15 protein-coding genes are annotated in these 18,903 nt (G+C 71.0%); 4 read left to right on the forward strand and 11 right to left on the reverse strand.

The features are described from left to right. The first annotated feature begins 1,224 nt into the window (after positions 1-1,224). Positions 1,225-1,614 (forward strand): hypothetical protein, encoded by a 390-nt coding sequence (locus tag IAI54_RS26515; RefSeq protein ID WP_187970025.1) that lies wholly within the window; start codon positions 1,225-1,227, stop codon positions 1,612-1,614. A 68-nt stretch (positions 1,615-1,682) separates the two neighbouring features. Here the strand turns inward: IAI54_RS26515 and IAI54_RS26520 are convergent, their stop codons facing one another. The 10 genes from IAI54_RS26520 to chvE form a co-directional block, all read right to left on the reverse strand. Then, complete coding sequence (locus tag IAI54_RS26520; protein WP_187970026.1) at positions 1,683-2,033, reverse strand: VOC family protein; 351 nt, start codon at positions 2,031-2,033, stop codon at positions 1,683-1,685. A gap of 83 nt (positions 2,034-2,116) precedes the next feature. Continuing rightward, positions 2,117-2,455 (reverse strand): hypothetical protein, encoded by a 339-nt coding sequence (locus tag IAI54_RS26525; protein ID WP_187970027.1) that lies wholly within the window; start codon positions 2,453-2,455, stop codon positions 2,117-2,119. A gap of 91 nt (positions 2,456-2,546) precedes the next feature. Continuing rightward, positions 2,547-4,250: a thiamine pyrophosphate-requiring protein gene (locus tag IAI54_RS26530; RefSeq protein WP_187970028.1), complete on the reverse strand. Its 1,704-nt coding sequence runs from the start codon at positions 4,248-4,250 to the stop codon at positions 2,547-2,549. Positions 4,251-5,233: 983 nt separating this feature from the next. After that, positions 5,234-6,757: an aldehyde dehydrogenase (NADP(+)) gene (locus IAI54_RS26535; protein ID WP_187970029.1), complete on the reverse strand. Its 1,524-nt coding sequence runs from the start codon at positions 6,755-6,757 to the stop codon at positions 5,234-5,236. Positions 6,758-6,795: 38 nt separating this feature from the next. Continuing rightward, a complete protein-coding gene (locus tag IAI54_RS26540) occupies positions 6,796-7,731 on the reverse strand; it encodes a Gfo/Idh/MocA family protein (RefSeq protein WP_187970030.1) in 936 nt (311 codons plus the stop codon). Continuing rightward, positions 7,718-9,460 carry an L-arabinonate dehydratase gene (gene araD, locus IAI54_RS26545; protein ID WP_187970031.1) on the reverse strand — a complete coding sequence of 581 codons (1,743 nt, stop codon included), beginning with the start codon at positions 9,458-9,460 and terminating at the stop codon, positions 7,718-7,720. Before araD ends, IAI54_RS26540 begins: the two co-directional genes overlap by 14 nt. Before the next feature lie 15 nt (positions 9,461-9,475). Further along, positions 9,476-10,480 carry an AraD1 family protein gene (araD1, locus tag IAI54_RS26550; protein ID WP_187970032.1) on the reverse strand — a complete coding sequence of 335 codons (1,005 nt, stop codon included), beginning with the start codon at positions 10,478-10,480 and terminating at the stop codon, positions 9,476-9,478. A gap of 5 nt (positions 10,481-10,485) precedes the next feature. Then, the gene (gene mmsB / locus IAI54_RS26555; RefSeq protein ID WP_187970033.1) at positions 10,486-11,727 is read right to left on the reverse strand and encodes a multiple monosaccharide ABC transporter permease; all 1,242 of its coding nucleotides are present in this window, start codon (positions 11,725-11,727) and stop codon (positions 10,486-10,488) included. A gap of 10 nt (positions 11,728-11,737) precedes the next feature. Then, positions 11,738-13,261, reverse strand: coding sequence for a multiple monosaccharide ABC transporter ATP-binding protein (mmsA, locus tag IAI54_RS26560; protein ID WP_187970034.1), 1,524 nt, complete (start codon positions 13,259-13,261; stop codon positions 11,738-11,740). A gap of 64 nt (positions 13,262-13,325) precedes the next feature. Then, a complete protein-coding gene (chvE, locus tag IAI54_RS26565) occupies positions 13,326-14,390 on the reverse strand; it encodes a multiple monosaccharide ABC transporter substrate-binding protein (protein WP_187970035.1) in 1,065 nt (354 codons plus the stop codon). A 223-nt stretch (positions 14,391-14,613) separates the two neighbouring features. Between chvE and IAI54_RS26570 the strand changes: the two genes are divergently transcribed. From IAI54_RS26570 to IAI54_RS26580, 3 genes are all read left to right on the forward strand, one after another. After that, positions 14,614-15,648: a LysR family transcriptional regulator gene (locus IAI54_RS26570; protein ID WP_187970036.1), complete on the forward strand. Its 1,035-nt coding sequence runs from the start codon at positions 14,614-14,616 to the stop codon at positions 15,646-15,648. Positions 15,649-15,725: 77 nt separating this feature from the next. Next, the gene (locus IAI54_RS26575) at positions 15,726-16,643 is read left to right on the forward strand and encodes a 2-dehydro-3-deoxygalactonokinase (RefSeq protein WP_187970037.1); all 918 of its coding nucleotides are present in this window, start codon (positions 15,726-15,728) and stop codon (positions 16,641-16,643) included. Positions 16,644-16,882: 239 nt separating this feature from the next. Beyond that, positions 16,883-17,287 (forward strand): flagellar basal body rod protein FlgC, encoded by a 405-nt coding sequence (locus IAI54_RS26580; RefSeq protein WP_187970038.1) that lies wholly within the window; start codon positions 16,883-16,885, stop codon positions 17,285-17,287. Positions 17,288-17,877: 590 nt separating this feature from the next. On the opposite strand, the gene IAI54_RS26585 is transcribed toward IAI54_RS26580, so the two are convergent. Further along, a complete protein-coding gene (locus IAI54_RS26585; RefSeq protein WP_187970039.1) occupies positions 17,878-18,900 on the reverse strand; it encodes a LacI family DNA-binding transcriptional regulator in 1,023 nt (340 codons plus the stop codon). Between the last annotated feature and the right edge of the window lie 3 nt (positions 18,901-18,903).

Below are 18,903 nucleotides of genomic sequence, written 5' to 3' on the forward strand. Positions count from 1 at the left end.
CCGTATCCGGGATCCATGCCTCGCCGTCCATGCCCCGCGATCCGGTCCACGACGAGGCCCGCGCCGCCGACCGCCGGCGCGGTCCCTCCGCCAGCGCCGCTCCACGGTCGTGGCCGCCGTCACGATCGTCGCCGCATCCACCAGCGTCGCACCCCCCCTCCGTCGCCGCTTCGCGACGCCACCTCCGCCCCCGCTGCGTGGGGTGGAGGACGGACCGCCAGCACCGCCGCCCATCCTCCAACCCCACGCAGTGGGGGGGTGGTGCCGAGCGCAGCGAGGCGGAGGGGGGAGCCCGCTGCCCCGGGCCGGACCCGTCGCGGCCATGCCTGGCCATCCCTCACCCCGGGTCATCCCGGAACGGCGTCCGAGCGCAGCGCAGGACGGCGTATCCGGGATCCATGCCTCGCCGTCCATGCCTCGCCGTCCATGCCTCGCCGTCCATGCCCGCGATCCGGTCCACGACGAGGTCCGCGCCGCCGACCGCCGGCGCCGTCCCGCCGCCAGCGCCGCTCCACGGTCGTGGCCGTCGTCACCATCGTCGCCGCATCCACCAGCGTCGCGCCCCCCTCCGTCGTCGCTTCGCGACGCCACCTCCGCCCCCGCTGCGTGGGGTGGAGGACGGACCGCCAGCACCGCCGCCCATCCTCCAACCCCACGCAGAGGGGGGTGGTGCCGAGCGCAGCGAGGCGGAGGGGGAGCCCGCTGCCCCGGGCCGGACCCGTCGCGGCCATGCCTGGCCATCCCTCACCCCGGGTCATCCCGGAACGGCGTCCGAGCGCAGCGCAGGACGGCGTATCCGGGATCCATGCCTCGCCGCGCATCCCCGCGATCCGGTGCACGACGAGGCCGCCGACAGCCGGCGCCGTCCCTCCGCCAGCGCCGATCCACGGTCGTGGCCGCCGTCACCATCGTCGCCGCATCCACCAGCGTCGTTCCCCCCCTCCGTCGTCGCTTCGCGACGCCACCTCCGCCCCCACTGCGTGGGGTGGAGGACGGACCGCCAATGCCGCCGCCCCACCGACGGCCACCGTCGAGGAATGGGTCCCGGATACGCACCGTCTCGCTGCGCTCGACGACGCGTTCCGGGATGACGAAGGGGAGGGGCGGATGCCGCCGCCGGCGCCGTCCCTGCTTTTCCGCTGCGCTGCAGGCCCGTCGCCTTCTTTACGGTGGTCGCCCAATCCTCCATCGTCGTCGACCACACGCTTGCCATCGGAGACCGCCATGACCGACGACCATTCCGCCCGCGCCGCCGAACTCTCGCTGGCGCTCCAGGCCTTCCACCGGGCGCTGCTGCAGGCCGAGATCGGCGGCGATCCGGCCTATGACAGCCCCTACACGCGGCTCTTCGCGCTCATCGGCGAGCCGCGCTTCGCCTGGATGAAGGCCGTGCCGGATCTCGTCGTCCGCATCGACCAGCACCGCGACGAAGGCACGATCGCCGCGCCGGGCATCTTCGACGGCCTGCGCGAGGAGGCGCGCGCGCTCCTCGGCGAAGGCAGCCTCAAGCCCGACGACGGCTTCCGCCTGCGCCACCTCACCGCGATCCAGAAGGAGCCCGACGTCGGCCTCGCCACCGGCCGCCTGCGCCGGGTTCTCGCCGGACGGTCCTGATCAGTTCCCCGCCGCCGGTCCCCGGACCGCCATCCTGCCGGGCGGAGCCGTGCCGAACCGCGCCGCCGTCATCCGCGAGCCGGTCCCCACACCGCCAGTTCGTTGCCGGCCGGGTCGGCGAAGTGGAAGCGCCGGCCGCCCGGGAAGTCGAAGATCTCGCGCAGGATCGTCCCGCCTGCGGCCTGCACCTGCACCAGCGTCTCCTCGATCGCGTCGGAATAGAGCACCGGCAGGGGCTTCGAAACGGCCGCCTGGTCGGCGTCGAAGCCGCCGTCGAGCCCCTCCGAAAAGGCCGAATAGGTCGGCCCGTAATCGGTGAAGGTCCAGCCGAAGGCCGCCGCATAGAAGGATTTCACGCCGTCCAGCGTGCCGCCCCGGGCGGGCATCTCGATGTAGTCGAGCTTGCCGGTGGTTCGCATGGTCGCCTCCATTCGTTCATGGTATGTTCTATACCATTCCCGGTTGTCGATCAACCCGCTTCGTCGCTTTCCGTTCGGGACCCTCACGCCCCGCGGCACTGCCGGCGCTCGATCGAGCCGTCCATCGCCTTGATCTCGCCGATCGCGCGGCTGCGGTCGCGCGTCCAGGGCGTGCGCATGTCCGGCACCATCGTGCCCGTGCCGGGCGGCGCATAGAAAGGCCGGCGGCCCGGAACCAGCGGGGTGGTGTCGCTGGGCAGCCCGTGCGAGGCCGCGAGCGCGTCGCGCCAGGCGACCAGGTCCGCGCAGGGCGTGCCGTCGAAATCCATCGACGACACCACCTCCTCGTCGAGCACCGGCGCGACGCCGGTGCAGCCGGCAAGCGCGAGGAGGGGCAGGACGATCAGGAGGCGTGGCGTCATGGCTGCGGGCTCGAAGGCGTGGGGTCTGGCGAGGTCGCGGCCGGGCGCGCGCCCTCGACCGCAAGCAGATAGCCCGCGGCGGCCGCGAAGGCTAGTCCGGCAACACCGCCACGTCCAGCAGCGCCGGCCGCTTCTGGAAGCGCACGACGTTCAGCGCGCCGGCGATGGCGCCTGGCAGGTCGGCCGGATCGGTCACCCGCCGGCTCCAGCAGCGGCTCGCCTCGGCCGTCCGCGTGAAGCTCGGCGAGGGCTTCAGCGCCGTCAGCGGCATCTCGTTGGCGCGCGAGGCGTAGCCGTTCGGATAGAGCCCGGCCACCGAGGCGCGCACCGCGCCCCATTCCTCGTTGTTGACGATGATCACCAGCACCGGCAGCGCCAGCGCCTCGGCGATCTGGTGGCAGGCGGTCGGGTTGGCGAACATGTAGGAGCCGTCGCCCATCACCGCCACGCAGACCCGGTCGGGGTCGGCGAGCTGCGCCCCCATGGCGCAGGGAAAGCTCCAGCCGAGCCCGCCCGAATGCGGCTCCTGGAACCAGGAATTGCGCTCCGTGCGGCTGATCACGCCGAGCTGCGCGCCGAGCTCGGAGAACACGCTGGAGCGGATGCCCTCCAGCGCCTGGCCGAGGCAGAGGCTCACATAGTGCTTGGTGATGCCGCGCGCCGTCTCCGCCGCCTTCTCGCGCAGCGCCCGCCGCGTGCGGCCCGACGTCTCCGTCAGCCGCGCCAGCCGCGCCGAAATCGCCGCCTCGTCGCGGGGCAGGGCCTCCATGGCGGCAAACAGCGCCGGCAGCGTCAGCGCGCTCTCGCCGGCGATCGTCACGTCGGAGCGGAAGTTGCGCACCGGAAACCGGCTGAACAGCGGGTCGGGGCCGATGTTGATCACCTTGGCGTCGTCGCGCAGTTCGTGGCGGTCCGGCCACCACGGCGCCAGGCTGTCCAGGATCACCACCACGTCGGCCTCGGCCAGCGCCGCGCCCGGGTCCCAGCCGACATGGCAGGGATGCTCGGTCGAGATGGCGAGATGCGTCGCCCACCAGGACGACACGGCGATCCCCCAGCGCTCCGCCCAGGCGCCGAAGGCGGCAAAGCTCGCCGCGTCGCCGGCGCCGCGCTGGGCGATCACCAGCGGCCGCTCGGCCTTCGCCAGCAGCGCCGCGGCCATGGCCACCGCGGCCGGGTTCGGCGCGCCGGCCACCGGCGCCATCGAGCGCGGCGCCTCGATCGCGCTCGCCGGCAGCGTCTCGCACAGCGTCTCGCGCGGCAGCGACAGGTAGACCGGGCCCTTCGGCGTCGATTCGGCGATCGCCGCGGCCCGGTCGAGCAGCTCCACGATCTGCTCGGGAAAGCGCAGCTCGTAGTCCCACTTGCAGGCCTCGCGCACCAGCGCGGTCTGGTCGCGCATCTCCTGGCCCCAGCCGATCGGCACGGTGCGCGCGCCGAAGCGGTCCTTCTCGGTGATCGGCGTGCGGCCCGACATGATCAGCATCGGCACGTGCTCGCAGGCGGCGTTGATCGCCCCGGTCGCGCCGTTCGACAGCCCCACATTGGTGTGCAGCATCACCGCCTGCGGCCGGCCGGAGATCAGATAATAGCCATGCGCCATGCCCATCGCGGCGTGCTCGTGCGGGATCACCAGCGCCTGCGGCAGGTCGATCCCTCTCGCCTTCGCCTCCGCCAGTCCCTCGATGATCGGCGGGAAATCCGTGCCCGAATTGGCGAACACGTAGTCGACGCCCAGCACCTTCAGCCGCGTGAAGATCGCGCCGCCCGCCGTCATCTGGTTCTGTTCGAGCATGCCGACCTCCCTGCACTGCACGCCCCCGTGTTACGACGGCTGCAACCCGGAGTGAAGCCCCGAGGTGGCACCGCAGCTCCGCCGGCCCCGGCTCCGCCGGCAAGCTCCGGCGGCAAGCCCCTCGTCCTCGGCGTCCGTCCCGATGCGGCCGGCCCGCGTGACACGTCATTCCGGGGCCGCGCAGCGGAACCCGGAATCCAGAGCGCCGGCGCCCGGACGGGGGCACGAACGCCGGACATTTCCGCCTCGGTCACCACTCTGGATTCCGGGTTCCGCTGCGTCGGCAAGCTCCGGCGGCAAGCCCCTCAACCTCGGCGTCCGTCCCGATGCGGCCGGCCCGCGTGACACGTCATTCCGGGGCCGCGCAGCGGAACCCGGAATCCAGAGCGCCGGCGCCCGGACGGGGGCACGAACGCCGCGCATTTCCGCCTCGGTCACCACTCTGGATTCCGGGTTCCGCTGCGCGGCCCCGGAATGACGCTGGCGAGGGAGGCCGCGCGGGCGGTCTTCGATGCCCGCCTGCAGATGCTCGGGTGCAGCAGAGTTGATGACGAAGGCGGAAGGGAAGCCGCGACGCCCGTCCTCTCCCCCGGGCAGGGGGAGAGGTGGCTCGGGCGAAGCCCGAGACGGTGAGGGGGTGCTGCCTCGCGCCGCGCAGCGGTGCGAGGATGCGGCGGTGGGCTCTGCGGAAAGGGGAGAACTGTAACCCATGTATCCGGTTCAGAATGTCACCCCTCTATCGGCTGGACACCCGCAGGGCCGGAGAGGGGGTGCTGCCTCGCGCCGCGCAGCTGTGTGAGGATGCGGTGCGACGGCTTGCGTATTGCCGGGCTCATCCGATGACTCTGGCCGAGAACGCAGCACCGGAAGCACCCCCTCACCGTCTCGGGCTTCGCCCGATCCACCTCTCCCCCTGCCCGGGGGAGAGGAAAGGCGCCGTCCCAGGAGCCTCCTCCCGACTGCCGACTGCCGACTGCCTTGCGTCAGCCCCGCAGATCCTCCGGCAACAGCGCGTCGGGCATGTTCTGATACGCCACCGGCCGCAGGAAGCGGCGGATGGCGAGCGTGCCGACGGAGGTCGTCGAGACGTTGGTGCTGGCCGGGTAAGGCCCGCCATGCATCATCGAGTCCACCACCTCCACACCCGTCGGGAAGCCGTTGGCGAGCAGCCGGCCGGCCTTGCGCTCCAGCACCGGCACGAGCCTCGAAGCCAGCGCCGTGTCGGCCGGGTCGAGCTGCAGCGAGCAGGTGAGCTGGCCGTCGAGCCCCTGCGCCACCGCCATCATCTCGGCCTCGTCGCGCACCTTCACCAGAACGCCGAGCGGCCCGAACACCTCTTCGGCCAGCGCCGGGTTGGCGCGGAAGGTCTCGCCCGGGACGGCGTAGAGCCACGGCCCGACATTGCGGCCTTCGACGCTCGACGCCACCAGTTCGCGCACGCCGTCGGTGTCGCGGATGCGGCACTGGCCGGCCTGGAAGGCACTGGCGATGCCCTCCGACAACATGGTCTGCGCCGCGACCTTGCCCATCGCCTCGGCTGCCGCCGCCTCGAAGGCGTCGGCGTCCGGCCCGTCGATCACCACGCCGAGCCCGGGATTGGTGCAGAACTGGCCCACCCCCATCGTCAGCGACCCGGCCCAGCCGGCGGCGATCTCGGCGCCGCGCGCCTTCACCGCATGCGGCATCAGGAACATCGGGTTGACCGAGCCGAGCTCGCCGAAGAAGGGGATCGGCTCGGGCCGTGCGCAGGCGAGGTCGAACAGCGCCCGCCCGCCCTTCAGCGAGCCGGTGAAGCCGATCGCCTTGATCAGCGGATGCTGCACCAGCGCCTCGCCGGCCTCGCGGCTGTTCGACTGCACCAGCGAGAACACGCCCGGATGCACGCCGCATTTTTCGATCGCCTCGAGGATCGCCTCGGCGATGATCTCGGCCGTGCCCGGATGGCCGGGATGGCCCTTCACGACGACGGGGCAGCCGGCCGCCAGCGCCGAGGCCGTGTCGCCGCCCGCCGTCGAGAAGGCGAGCGGGAAGTTCGAGGCGCCGAACACGCCGACGGGGCCGAGCGCGCGCTGCACCAGGCGGATGTCGGGCCGCGCCGCCGGCTTGCGGTCGGGCAGGGCGGCGTCGTGGCGGCGGTCGAGATAGTCGCCCTTCTCGATGTGGCCGGCGAAGAGCCGCAGCTGGCCCGCCGTGCGGCCGCGCTCGCCCTCCAGCCGTGCGGCCGGCAGCCCGGTCTCGGCCGAACCGATCTGCGTGATCTGCGGCCCGCGCGCCTCGATCGCGTCGGCAATCGCGTTGAGGAAGGCGGCGCGCTCGGCGCGCGAGGCATAGCCGTAGCTCCAGAACGCCTCTTCCGCGGCCTTCGCCGCGCGGTCGACATGCGCGGCGGTGCCGGCGGCGAAGCGATGCGGCGCGCCGCTGGCCGGCTGCGACGAGAACGTCGCGTCGCCCGCCACCCATTCGCCCGCAATGAGGTGCTTTCCGCTCGGCTGATAGCTGTCGGTCATGGTCGTCCTTTCCGTCTGTATCTGGCTGGCCGGGGAGGCTAGTCGTGGAACGGATCCGTCACGATGCGCCGGCCCAGCATGAAGGCATCCGCGACATGGACCAGGGGGGAGGCGTCCACGTCGCTCGCTCCCGCCGCGAGAAGCTGCGCGAAACGGGCATAGATGCCGTCATACTCGGCTTCCGCCGGCTGGTCGACCGCCTGCCCGTCGATTTCGAGCTTCGCCCCGCCGGCTGACAGCTTCAGCGATCCGCCATCGGTATCGACGGCGATGTCCCAGGTCTGCGGCCCGGTCTGGCGCCAGTCGAAATCGGCCGTCACGGTGGCTCCCGCCGCATCCGCGAAGGAAAGCCGCGCGGCGATCGGCGTGTCGCGGTTCTCCGGGAACTCCAGTTCGGCCGACGTCAGGTGCACCGGCGTCGGCATGATCTCGGTCAGGATCGACAGCGCGTTGATGCCGGGGTCGAACACGCCCATGCCGCCCGCGTCCCAGATCCAGGCCTGGCCCGGATGCCATTGGCGCACGTCCTCGCGCCAGACGATCGCCGCCCCGGTCACGCGCCGCCCGGCGAGCCAGGCCTTCGCCTGCGCCACGCCCGGCGCGAAGCGCGAGTGCCAGGTGGCGAACAGCGTCCGGCCCTTCGCCCGGGCGAGCTCGGCCAGCGCCTGCACCTCGGCCACCGTCGCCCCCGGCGGCTTCTCCAGAAGCACGTCGCGGCCGGCCGAAAGCGCTGCCCAGGCCATGCCGAAGCGCACCTGCGGCGGCACGCACAGCGCCACCGCCGTCACGTCCGGCCGCGCCTCGAGCATGGCGTCGAGCCGCGTGAAATGGTCGAAGCCGGGCAGACCCGCCCCGCGCGTCACGATCGCCGACAGCGAGAATCCCGGATGCCGGCCGATCGAGGGGATGTGCTGGTCCTGCGCGATCTTGCCCAGGCCGACGATCGCGATCTTCGTGGCTTCAGTGGCTTTCACGGGGCACCTCGTGGCCGCGCGCGCCGATCAGGAAGTCGAAATCCGCCCCGGTGTCGGCGCCGCCGACATGCAGGTGGAACAGCCGCGCAAAGCCGCTGCCGGGCTCCTTCACCGTCGGCGCCCAGGCGGCCAGCCGCGCACGGATCGTTTCTTCCGGCACGTCGAGATGGATGCGCCGCGCCGCCACGTCCACCTCGATCATGTCGCCGTCCTGCACGATCGCCAGCGGCCCGCCGACCGCCGCCTCGGGCGAGGTGTGCAGGATCACGGTCCCGTAGGCCGTGCCCGACATGCGCGCGTCGGAGATCCGCACCATGTCGGTGATGCCCTTCTTCAGCACCTTCGGCGGCAGGCCCATGTTGCCGACCTCGGCCATGCCGGGATAGCCGCGCGGGCCGCAGTTCTTCAGCACCATCACGCAGGTCTCGTCGATGTCCAGGCTCTCGTCCTCGATGCGCGCCTTGTAGTGGTCGATGTCCTCGAACACCACCGCCCGCCCGCGATGCTGCATCAGGTGCGGGCTCGCCGCCGAGGGCTTGAGCACCGCGCCGTTCGGCGCCAGGTTGCCGCGCAGCACGGCGATGCCGCCCTGTTGCGTCAGCGCGCGTGCCACCGGGCGGATCACCTCCTCGTTCCAGTTGCGCACCTCGGCGATCTCCTGCGCCATCGTCTGGCCCGAGACCGTCAGCGCGTCGCCGTGCAGCTTGCCGCCGTCGAGCAGCATCTTCAGCACCACCGGCAGCCCGCCGGCATAGAAGAACTCCTCCATCAGGAACCGCCCCGACGGCATCAGGTCGACGATGGTCGGGATGTCGCGGCCGCAGCGGTCCCAGTCGTCGAGCGTCAGGTCGACGCCGACGCGGCCGGCGATGGCCAGAAGGTGGATCACCGCATTGGTCGAGCCGCCGATCGCGCCGTTCGCCCGGATCGCGTTCTCGAAGGCCTGGCGCGTCAGGATGTCCGACGGCTTCAGGTCGTCCTTCACCATCTCGACGATGCGCCGCCCGGTCAGGTGGGCCATCACCCGCCGCCGCGAATCCACCGCCGGGATCGCCGCATTGCCCGACAGCGCCATGCCCAGCGCCTCGGCCATCGAGGCCATCGTCGAGGCGGTGCCCATCGTGTTGCAGGAGCCCGGCGAGCGCGACATCGACTGCTCGGCCTCCAGGAAGTCGGCGCGGCTCATCTTGCCGGCCTTGATGTCCTCCGACATCTGCCACAGCGCCGTGCCCGAGCCGACCCGCTCGCCGCGGAACCAGCCGTTCAGCATCGGCCCGCCCGAGACCAGGATCGCCGGGATGTCGACGCTGGCCGCCCCCATCAGCAGCGCCGGCGTGGTCTTGTCGCAGCCGGCCAGCAGCACCACGCCGTCGAGCGGATTGGCGCGCAGCGCCTCCTCCACGTCCATGGCGCAGAGGTTGCGGTACATCATCGCCGTCGGCCGCAGCGACGGCTCGCCCGGCGAGAACACCGGAAACTCCACCGGCAGCCCGCCCGCCTCGTAGATGCCGTGCTTCACCCGCTCGGCGAGGTCGCGCAGATGCGCGTTGCACGGCGTCAGCTCCGACCAGGTGTTGCAGATGCCCACCACCGGCCGCCCGTCGAACAGGTCGGCCGGCAGGCCCTGGTTCTTCATCCAGGAGCGGTGGTAGATCGCGTCGCGGCTCTCGCCGCCATACCATTCCTGCGAGCGCAGTCGGCGCGGCCAGGGTGCCTTCCGGAAACTCATCGGTCGATCCAATCCTTAGAGGGCGCTCACGCGCACGAACTCGTCCCGGCCCGGCTTCGGCGTCACCGCCCAGGCATTGCGCAGCGGCAGGCCGAAGGGCGCCGCCTCGATCTCGAAGACGTCGCCCGGCTCGGTGCGGATGCCGTCGGCAAACGACAGCGTCGCCGTGCCGAACATGTGCACGTGCACGTCGCCCGGCTGGCGGAACACGCCGTACTTGAAGTGGTGGTGCTCCAGATTGGCGATGGTGTGCGACATGTTCGCCTCGCCCGACAGGAACGGCTTCTCGAAGATGACCCTGCCGTCGCGGCGGATGCGCGAGGTGCCGCGCACGTCCTGCGGCAGCTCGCCCACCAGGATCTCCGGGCCGAAGGAGGCGGGCCGGAGCTTCGAATGGGCGAGGTAGAGATAGTTCACCCGCTCCATCACATGGTCGGAAAACTCGTTGGCGAGCGCAAAGCCCACCCGGAACGGCTGCCCGTCGGCGCCGATCACGTAGATGCCCGCGATCTCCGGCTCCTCGCCGCCGTCGTCGGCGAAGGCGGGGGAGGCGAGGGCCGCGCCCGGCGCGGCCAGCATCGTGCCGTTGCCCTTGTAGAACCATTCCGGCTGCACGCCGGGCCTGCCGTTCGCCGGCTTGCCGCCCTCGACGCCCATGCGGAACATCCGCATCGAATCCGTCAGCGTCGCCTCGTCGGCCTTCATGGTCTTCTGGTGCATCGCGTCGCGGGTCGCCGCCGAGCCCAGATGCGTCAGCCCGGTTCCCGTCAGGTGCAGATGCGCGGGGTCGGGATGCAGGATCGGCGACGTGAGCCGCCCCTCCTCGTAGGCCTTGGCGAGGTCGACTGCCGGGCCGAAGCCCAGCCGGCCGATGCGGTCGGCGATCGTCTCGCCGTCGCGGGCGCAGTCGAGCGCCAGCGCCAGCACGCTCGCCGCTTCGCGCACCTCGAAGGCCTCGGTGCCCTCGCGGGCGATCACCCTGAGGTCGCCCGCCGGAGTCCTGATCTGGGAAAGCAGCATGGCCGTCAGCCCTTGTTCTTGTTGTAGACGTCGAAGATGACCGCGGCCAGCAGCACCAGGCCCTTGATCATCTGCTGGTAGTCGATGCCGATGCCCATGATCGACATGCCGTTGTTCAGAACGCCCATCAGGAAGGCGCCGACGACGGCGCCGATGATCGTGCCCACCCCGCCCGACATCGACGCGCCGCCGATGAAGACCGCCGCGATCACGTCGAGCTCCAGCGCGAAGCCCGCCTTCGGCGTCGCCGTGTTCAGCCGCGCGGCGAAGACCAGGCCCGCGGCCGCAGCCAGCACGCCCATGTTGGTGAAGGCGAAGAAGGACAGGCGCTCGGTGTTGATGCCCGACAGCTTGGCGGCCTTCTGGTTGCCGCCGAGGGCGTAGACCCGCCGGCCGATCACCGTGTTCGCCGTGACGAAGGCGTAGATGATGGTCAGCACGCCCATCGTGATCAGCACGTTGGGCAGGCCGCGGAAGGTCGCGAGCTTGAAGGTGATGAAGACCAGCGCCGCCGCCACGATGGCGTTGCGCACCGCGAAGAAGGCCATCGGCTCGTCCTCGATGCCGTAGGCGCGGTTGCGCGCCCGCTGCGTCATGCCCATCCACACCACGGCCGCGGCCGTCACCACGCCCGCCGCCAGTGCCAGCACGTTCACCTGCCGCACGTCGAACAGGCCGGCCAGCGCCGCGCCGAAGCCGGCGGGGAAGAGGTCGGGCACGAAGCCGTTGGCGATCACCTGGAACTCGCGCGGGAACGGCCCGACCGACTGGCCCTCCAGCAGCCACAGCGACAGGCCTCGGAAGACCAGCATGCCGGCCAGCGTCACGATGAAGGAGGGGATCTTCCAGTAGGCCACCCAGTAGCCCTGCGCCGCGCCGATCAGCCCGCCGACGACCAGGCACACGACGATGGTCACCGGCATGGAATAGCCGTGGTTGACCATCATCACCGCCGCCAGCGCGCCGATGAAGCCCATCACCGAGCCCACCGACAGGTCGATGTGCCCGGCCACGATGACGATCAGCATGCCGAGCGCCATGATGACGATGTAGCTGTTCTGCAAGAGCAGGTTGGTCACGTTGACGGCGCGCAGCAGCGTCCCGTCGGTCACGATCTGGAAGAAGATCATGACGACGATCAACGCCAGCAGCAGCCCGTATTCGCGCAGGTGCGAGGCGAGGTAGGCGCCGATCCCCCTGGCGGAGCCCGTCTCGCCCGTCTTGTTGACGCCTTCGGCCAGAGCCATCCTCTTCTCCCTAGTCGTTGACGATGAGCGACATGATGCGCTCCTGGCTGGCGTCCGCCGCCGCCAGTTCGCCCACCAGCGCGCCCTCGCTCATCACGTAGATGCGGTCGCACATGCCGAGCAGTTCCGGCATTTCCGACGAGATCATCACCACGCCCTTGCCCTGTTCTGCGAGCTGGTTGATGATTCCGTAGATCTCGTACTTGGCGCCGACGTCGATGCCGCGCGTCGGCTCGTCGAGGATCAGCACCTCGGGCGCCGTGAACAGCCACTTGGCCAGCACCACCTTCTGCTGGTTGCCGCCCGACAGGTTGACCACCTTCTGGAACACCGTCGGCGTGCGCGTGTTCAGCGCCGCGCGGTAGCGTTCCGCCACCCGCGTCTCCTCGTTGCGCTTCAGGACCCCGCGCGTCGACACGCCCTCCAGATTGGCGAGCGTCGTGTTGAAGCGGATTGGCTCGTCCAGGATCAGGCCGAGCGACTTGCGGTCCTCGGTGACGTAGGCGATGCCCGCCTCGATCGCCCGCCCGACCGTGGAGACGTCGACCGGCTTTCCCTTCAGCGTCACCGTGCCGGAGACGTCGCGGCCCCAGGAGCGGCCGAAGATCGACATGGCCAGTTCGGTGCGGCCCGAGCCCATCAGGCCCGCGATGCCCACCACCTCGCCGGCCCGCACCGTGAAGCTCGCGCCCTTGATCACCTTGCGGTCGGCGCGCTCGGGATGCCAGACCGTCCAGTCCTTCACCTCCATCAGCACGTCGCCGGGCCGGCGCCGGTGCTCCGGGAAGCGGTGCGTCATGTCGCGGCCAACCATGTCGCGCACGATGTCGTTCTCCGACAGGCCCGCGCCGGCGTCGAGCGTCGACACCGTGGTGCCGTCGCGGATGACGGTGACGCGGTCGGCCACCTGCCGCACCTCGCCGAGCTTGTGCGAGATCAGGATGCTGGTCACGCCCTGCGCCTTCAGCTCCAGCAGCAGGTCGAGCAGCTTGCGGCTGTCGGTCTCCTGCAGTGCCGCCGTCGGCTCGTCGAGGATCAAAAGCTTGACGTCCTTCGACAGCGCCTTGGCGATCTCCACCAGCTGCTGCTTGCCCACGCCCAGCCGGTCGACCAGCGTCGTCGGCGGCTCCTTCAGCCCCACCTTGGCGAGCAGGGCCTCGGTGCGCCGGTTGGTCTCGCGCCAGTCGACCACGCCGCGCCGGGCGCGTTCGTTGCCGAGGAAGATGTTCTCGGCGATCGACAGCTGCGCCACCAGCGCCAGTTCCTGGTGGATGATGATGATGCCGCGATGCTCGCTGTCGGCGATGTCGCGGAACTGCGCGGGCTTTCCGTCGAAGACGATCTCGCCCTCGAAGCTGCCGGCCGGATAGACGCCCGACAGCACCTTCATCAGCGTCGACTTGCCGGCGCCGTTCTCGCCGCAGATCGCGTGGATCTCGCCGCGCCGGACCTTGAGATCGACCCGGTCGAGCGCCTTCACGCCCGGAAACGCCTTGGTGATCTGGCGCATGTCGAGAAGGATGTCGGCGGTCATCTGTGCTGCCCTGAGAGTAGCGGAAGGCGAGGCCCGCCTTCCGCCGATGTCGGTCCCGGTCGCCTTACTGCACCTGGTCCTTGGTGTAGTAGCCGCTGCCGATCAGGATCTCCTCCCAGTTGCTCGCGTCCACCGAGACCGGCTCGAGCAGGTAGGACGGGACGACCTTGACGCCGTTGTCGTAGGTCTTGGTGTCGTTGATCTCCGGCTCGCCGCCGCCCAGCACCGCATTGACCATGCCCACGGTGACGCGGGCGAGTTCGCGCGTGTCCTTGAACACGGTCGAATACTGCTCGCCGGCCAGGATCGACTTCACCGACGGCACCTCGGCGTCCTGGCCGGTGACGATCGGCATCTTCAGGTCGCCGGAGCCGTAGCCGACGCCCTTCAGCGCCGACAGGATGCCGATCGACAGGCCGTCATAGGGCGACAGCACGCCGTGCACCTGCTTGTCGGTGTAGTTGGCCGAGAGCAGGTTCTCCATGCGCGCCTGCGCCACCGCGCCGTCCCAGCGCAGCGTGCCGACCTTGTCCATGCCGGTCTGGCCGGACACGATCACGACCTTGCCGGAATCGATCAGCGGCTGCAGCACGCTCATGGCGCCGTTGTAGAAGAAGAAGGCGTTGTTGTCGTCCGGCGAGCCGCCGAACAGCTCGACATTGTACGGGCCGTCGCCGAAGCGCTCGCCCAGTCCCTTCACCAGCGAGCTCGCCTGCTGCACGCCGACCTTGAAATTGTCGAAGGTGGCGTAATAGTCGACATTGCCGCTGTCGCGGATCAGGCGGTCGTAGGCGATGACCTTGATGCCGGCCGCCGCCGCGTTCTCCAGCGCGTTCGACAGCGTCGTGCCGTCGATGGCCGCGATCACCAGCACGTCGACGCCCTTGGTGATCATGTTCTCGATCTGGGCGAGCTGGTTGGGGATGTCGTCCTCGGCATATTGCAGATCGGTCTCGTAGCCGGCGGCCTTGAACTGCTCGACCATCGAGTTGCCGTCCGAGATCCAGCGGGCCGACGACTTGGTCGGCATGGCGATGCCGATGGTGCCCTTGTCCTGCGCGAAGGACGGCACGGCGAAGGCGGACGCGATCAGCGCGGTGGCCGCCAGCGCAACGTTGAGAAGTCTCATCTATCTTCCTCCCATGACGGAATGTGCCGGCGCATGGCTGCCGGAACGGTTCGATGCGGTGCACGGGGAGCCGGCGGCCATCCCTCGGATGGCCTCGCCCTTCCTCCCGTCGCCGAAGGTCCGGTTGCCCAGGAACCGGTTCCTCCCCTCGGTCGCGCGATTGCTATCATTCGAGCCATGCTCGTCAAATGCAATTCGGCGTGTTAGTCATACCGGAATTGGCATGACGACCCGGGAGGAGACCCTGGACGACCGTATCCGTGGCACGTCCGCCCTGCCGGGCCGCGACGATCTCGTCCGGCGCGGCCTGCGGCTCGCGCATCTACGGCTGATCTGCGCGCTGAAGGAGACCGGGCGGATGGGGGCGGCCGCCGCGCAGCTCGCCATCTCGCAGCCGGCCGCCTCGCGCATGGCCGCCGAGATGGAGGCGATCGTCGGCGTGCCGCTGCACGAACGCCACGCCCGCGGCATCGTGCTCACGCCCTTCGGCGAGCGCTTCGCGCTGCGCGCCGCCACGATGCTGCAGAATCTCGACGACACCGCCCGCGAGCTGGTCGAGATGGAGCGCGGCAGCCAGGGCACCGTGTCGATCGGCTCGGTCACCGGCCCGGCGCTCGATCTCGTCCTGCCCGTCATCCGCCGCGCCCGCGTCACCCATCCGGCGATCTCGATCACCGTCTCGGTCGACACCAGCGACCGGCTGGCCGAGGACCTGCTCGCCTCGCGCGTCGACTTCTTCATCGGCCGCCTGCTCGGCGACGTCGATCCGCGGATGTTCCGGCTGACCGAGATCGGCACGGAACCGCTCGGCGTCATCGCCCGCAGCGGCCATCCCCTGACCCGCAAGGCCCGCGTGACGCTCGCCGACTGCGTCGCCTACGACTGGGTTCTCCAGGCGAGCGGCAACCTGATGCGCCGCACCGTCGAGAACCACCTCCTGGCGCACGGCATCCCGCTGCCGGGCAAGGTGCTCTCCACCTCCTCGCTGCTGCTGACGCTGGCCTACATCAGCCAGACCAACGCCGTCTCGATGGTCGCCAGGGCCGTGGCCGACTTCTACAGCCGCGAGGACGGGCTCGACGGCCGCATCGTCGTCCTCCCCGTCGACGCCGCCATCAGCGTCCCCGCCTATTCGCTGATCACCCACGCCGAACGCAGCCTGTCGCCCGCCTCGCGCATCCTGTACGACATGGCCCGCGACGCCATCGACGGCGCGCGGATGGCGCGGCGGGATGCCGAAGCCCCGCCCGTCCCGTAGCTCCCTCCGCCGGACCGGGGCGGACCGATCCGAGACCGCAGACCCGAGACCACCAGACCCCTTTCCGGAGACGCCCGATGACCGGCCAGACCCCGACCCCGCCCTTCTGCGCCGCCATCGACTGGGGCACCACCAACCTGCGCGTCTGGCTGCTCGACGCGACTGGCGCCGTGCTCGGCGAACGCGCCAGCGGCGAGGGCATGCGCGCCTGCATGCCCGACCGCTTCGAGACCGTCATGGAATCCCATCTCGCAGCCCTCGGCGCGGCTTCCGACCTGCCCGTCATCGTCGCCGGCATGGCCGGCGCCCGCGGCGGCTGGCGCGAGGCGCCTTACCTCACGGCCCCCGTCGGCCTCGGCGCGCTGCACGCGGGCGCCGTCGCCGTCCCGCACGCCACCCGCGACGTGCGCATCCTGCCCGGGGTCTGCCAGCGCCTGCCCGGCCGCGAGGACGTCATGCGCGGCGAGGAGACGCAGCTTGCCGGCGCGGTGGCGGGCGGCCTCGGCGACGGCCTCGTCTGCCTGCCCGGCACCCATTCCAAATGGGCGGTCGTCGAGGCCGGCCGCCTCGTCGCCTTCACCACCTTCATGACCGGCGAACTCTTCGCCGTCATCGGCGGCCACAGCATCCTGAAGGACACGCTGGGCGAGGGCGCCGTCGATCCCGCCGGCCCCGCCTTCCGCGGCGGCGTCGAGGACATGCTGGCCGAAGGCGCGGCGCTCACCGGCCGGCTCTTCTCGCTGCGCGCCGCAAGCCTGCTCGGCGCCGCGCCCGATCCCCGCGCCCGCCTGTCCGGCCTCCTCATCGGCGCCGAGATCGCCGCCGCCCGCGCCGCCCACGGCACCGCAAGCGAGGTCGGCCTCGTCGCCGCGGGCCTCCAGGCCGACCTCTACGCCACCGCACTTCGCCTCGCCGGCTTCCGCGCGAGCCTCCTCGACGGCGGCACCCTCGTCCGCCGCGGCCTCCACGACGCCGCCCGTGCGCTCTGGCGGTGACCCGCCGCCACCGGCATCGGACCTCCGCGCGGCGCCAGCGCCGCCACCTTGCCGCTGCCATCGCGGCCACGCCCCTTCTCCCCGTTCCACGGGGAGAAGGTCCCGGCAGGGGGATGAGGGGCTGCGCCGAAATCCGACGAAAGCACCGCCCAAGTCGTTCGAATGCCACCGATCCGGTAAACCGCCGCGCAAGAGGTTGCGCCTAAAACCACGCGCATGAACGTCACCGGGCTTCCCTCATGATCGGCAACGCGGCCGGCATCGCGCTTTCGGGCATGCTCGCGGAGAGCACGCGCCTGAACGTCGCGGCAAGCAACATCGCCAACGCCCGCACCACCGGCGCGCTCGACCCGGCGGCCGGCGCGGCCGGCGCCTACCAGCCGCTTGCCGTCGAGCAGTCGGCTGCGCCCGGCGGCGGCACGGTCGCCATCGTCCGTCCGCTGATCCCCGCCTCGATGCCTGCCTACGAGCCGTCGGCCAGCTTCGCCGACCCGAACGGCTTCGTCGCCGCGCCCAACGTCGACCTCCTCGGCGAAGTCACCAGCGTGATGGAAGCCAGCCTCGGCCTGCGCGCCAGCCTCGCCGTCTACGAAACCGCCTCCGACATGATGCGCGCCCTCTACGACCTCGGCGACGAGGCGTAGCGCGGCAGGCCGTCGCAACGACGGTCCCCGCACCGGCCGCCGCGTCATTCCGGAAGTCGCACCGCGCGGAGCGCGGAGCGGCTGTCCGGAATCCATTCCGTGACGCCGATCGTGTCGAGCCCTCCCGCGGACGTCACGGAATGGATTCCGGATCCGGCCGCCTCCGCTGCGCTCGGCCTCCGGTCCGGAATGACGCGTCGCCGGTGCCGCCCTGGACGCAACCATCGCGGCAGTCCTCCTCCCGGGGCCGTCGATGACGCCCGCCCGCCGAGCGCCCTTCCTCTCCCCCATGACCATGGGGGAGAGGTGGCCCGGGCGCAGCCCGGGACGGTGAGGGGGAGGCCGGGCCGGCGTAAAGACAGTCCCCGCACCACTCCCGCGTCATTCCGGAAGTCGCGCCGCGCGACGCGCGGAGCGGCTGTCCGGAATCCATTCCGTGACGCCGATCGTGTCGAGCCCTCCCGCGGACGTCACGGCATGGATCCCGGATCCGGCCGCCTCCGCTGCGCTCGGCGTCCGCTCCGGAATGACGCGCGAAAGGGGATCGCTCGCGGGAAGGCAGGACCCCCGGGCGCGACGACGGCTCCCCGTCACACCTCCGGAATGTTCTCCTTCAGGATCAGATGCAGCCGTGGCGGGTGGCCTTCGTAGGGTACGCCCTGCACCGCGTGGGTGAGGATGTTCAGCGCCTCGCGCGCTTCCACCCGCGGGTTCTGGTCGATCACGGCGTCCATCGTCCCTTCAAGCAGCAGCCGCTTCGTCCCCTCCGTCAGTTCGTGGCCGATCAGGATCACCGCGCCGTCGCGGCCGCGTTCGCGCAGCGCCCGCGCGATGCCCTGGTTGCCGGCGCCGATGTTGTAGATGCCGGCGAGGTCGGGGTGGCGGTCGAGCAGGGCGACGGCTTCGCTGTAGGCGCGCTCGCGGTCGTCGAGCATCTCGCGCAGCTCCACGATCGACAGGGTGGGAAACTCCTCCGCCAGGATGTGGCGGAAGCCCATCTCGCGCTCCTGGTGGCCGCGATAGGAGAGCGAGCCCGCGAACATCGCCACCTTGCGCGGCGTCTGCCGGCCGAGCAGGCGCCCGAGCAGGTGTCCGGCCAGCCGCCCGGCCTGGCGGTTGTCGATGCCGACATAGGCCACCCGCGGCACGTGCAGCACGTCGGTCGCCAGCGTCACCACCTTGACGTCGCGGGCCGACAGCGCCCGGATCGCCTCGCGCACCGTCGGATGGTCGAGCGCGATCAGGCCGATGCCCATCGAGGTCCCGGCCAGCTCGTTCAGCATGGCTGCCAGCGTGTCGGGGTTGAAGCCCTCGATGGCATGGACCCGCACGTCGAGCTCCGGCCGTGCCGCGCCCTGCGTGCGCAGGTTCTCGTGCAGCATGCGGATGAAGCTGTTGGTGCCGACCGGCAGCACGAAGTCGAGCCGGATCGCGCCTTGCGCCGCCGATGGTGCCCCGGTCTCGCCGGCGCCGATGTAGCCCAGCCGCCGCGCCGTCTCCAGCACCACCTGGCGGGTCCGCTCGCGCACGCCCGGCCGGTCGTTCAGCACCCGGTCGACGGTCGCTGCCGATACGCCGGCCTCGCGGGCGATGTCGGTCACGGTGGAGCGCATGTC

Origin of the sequence: Aquibium microcysteis, assembly GCF_014495845.1 — a bacterium.
In the GTDB taxonomy this organism is placed as follows: domain Bacteria; phylum Pseudomonadota; class Alphaproteobacteria; order Rhizobiales; family Rhizobiaceae; genus Aquibium; species Aquibium microcysteis.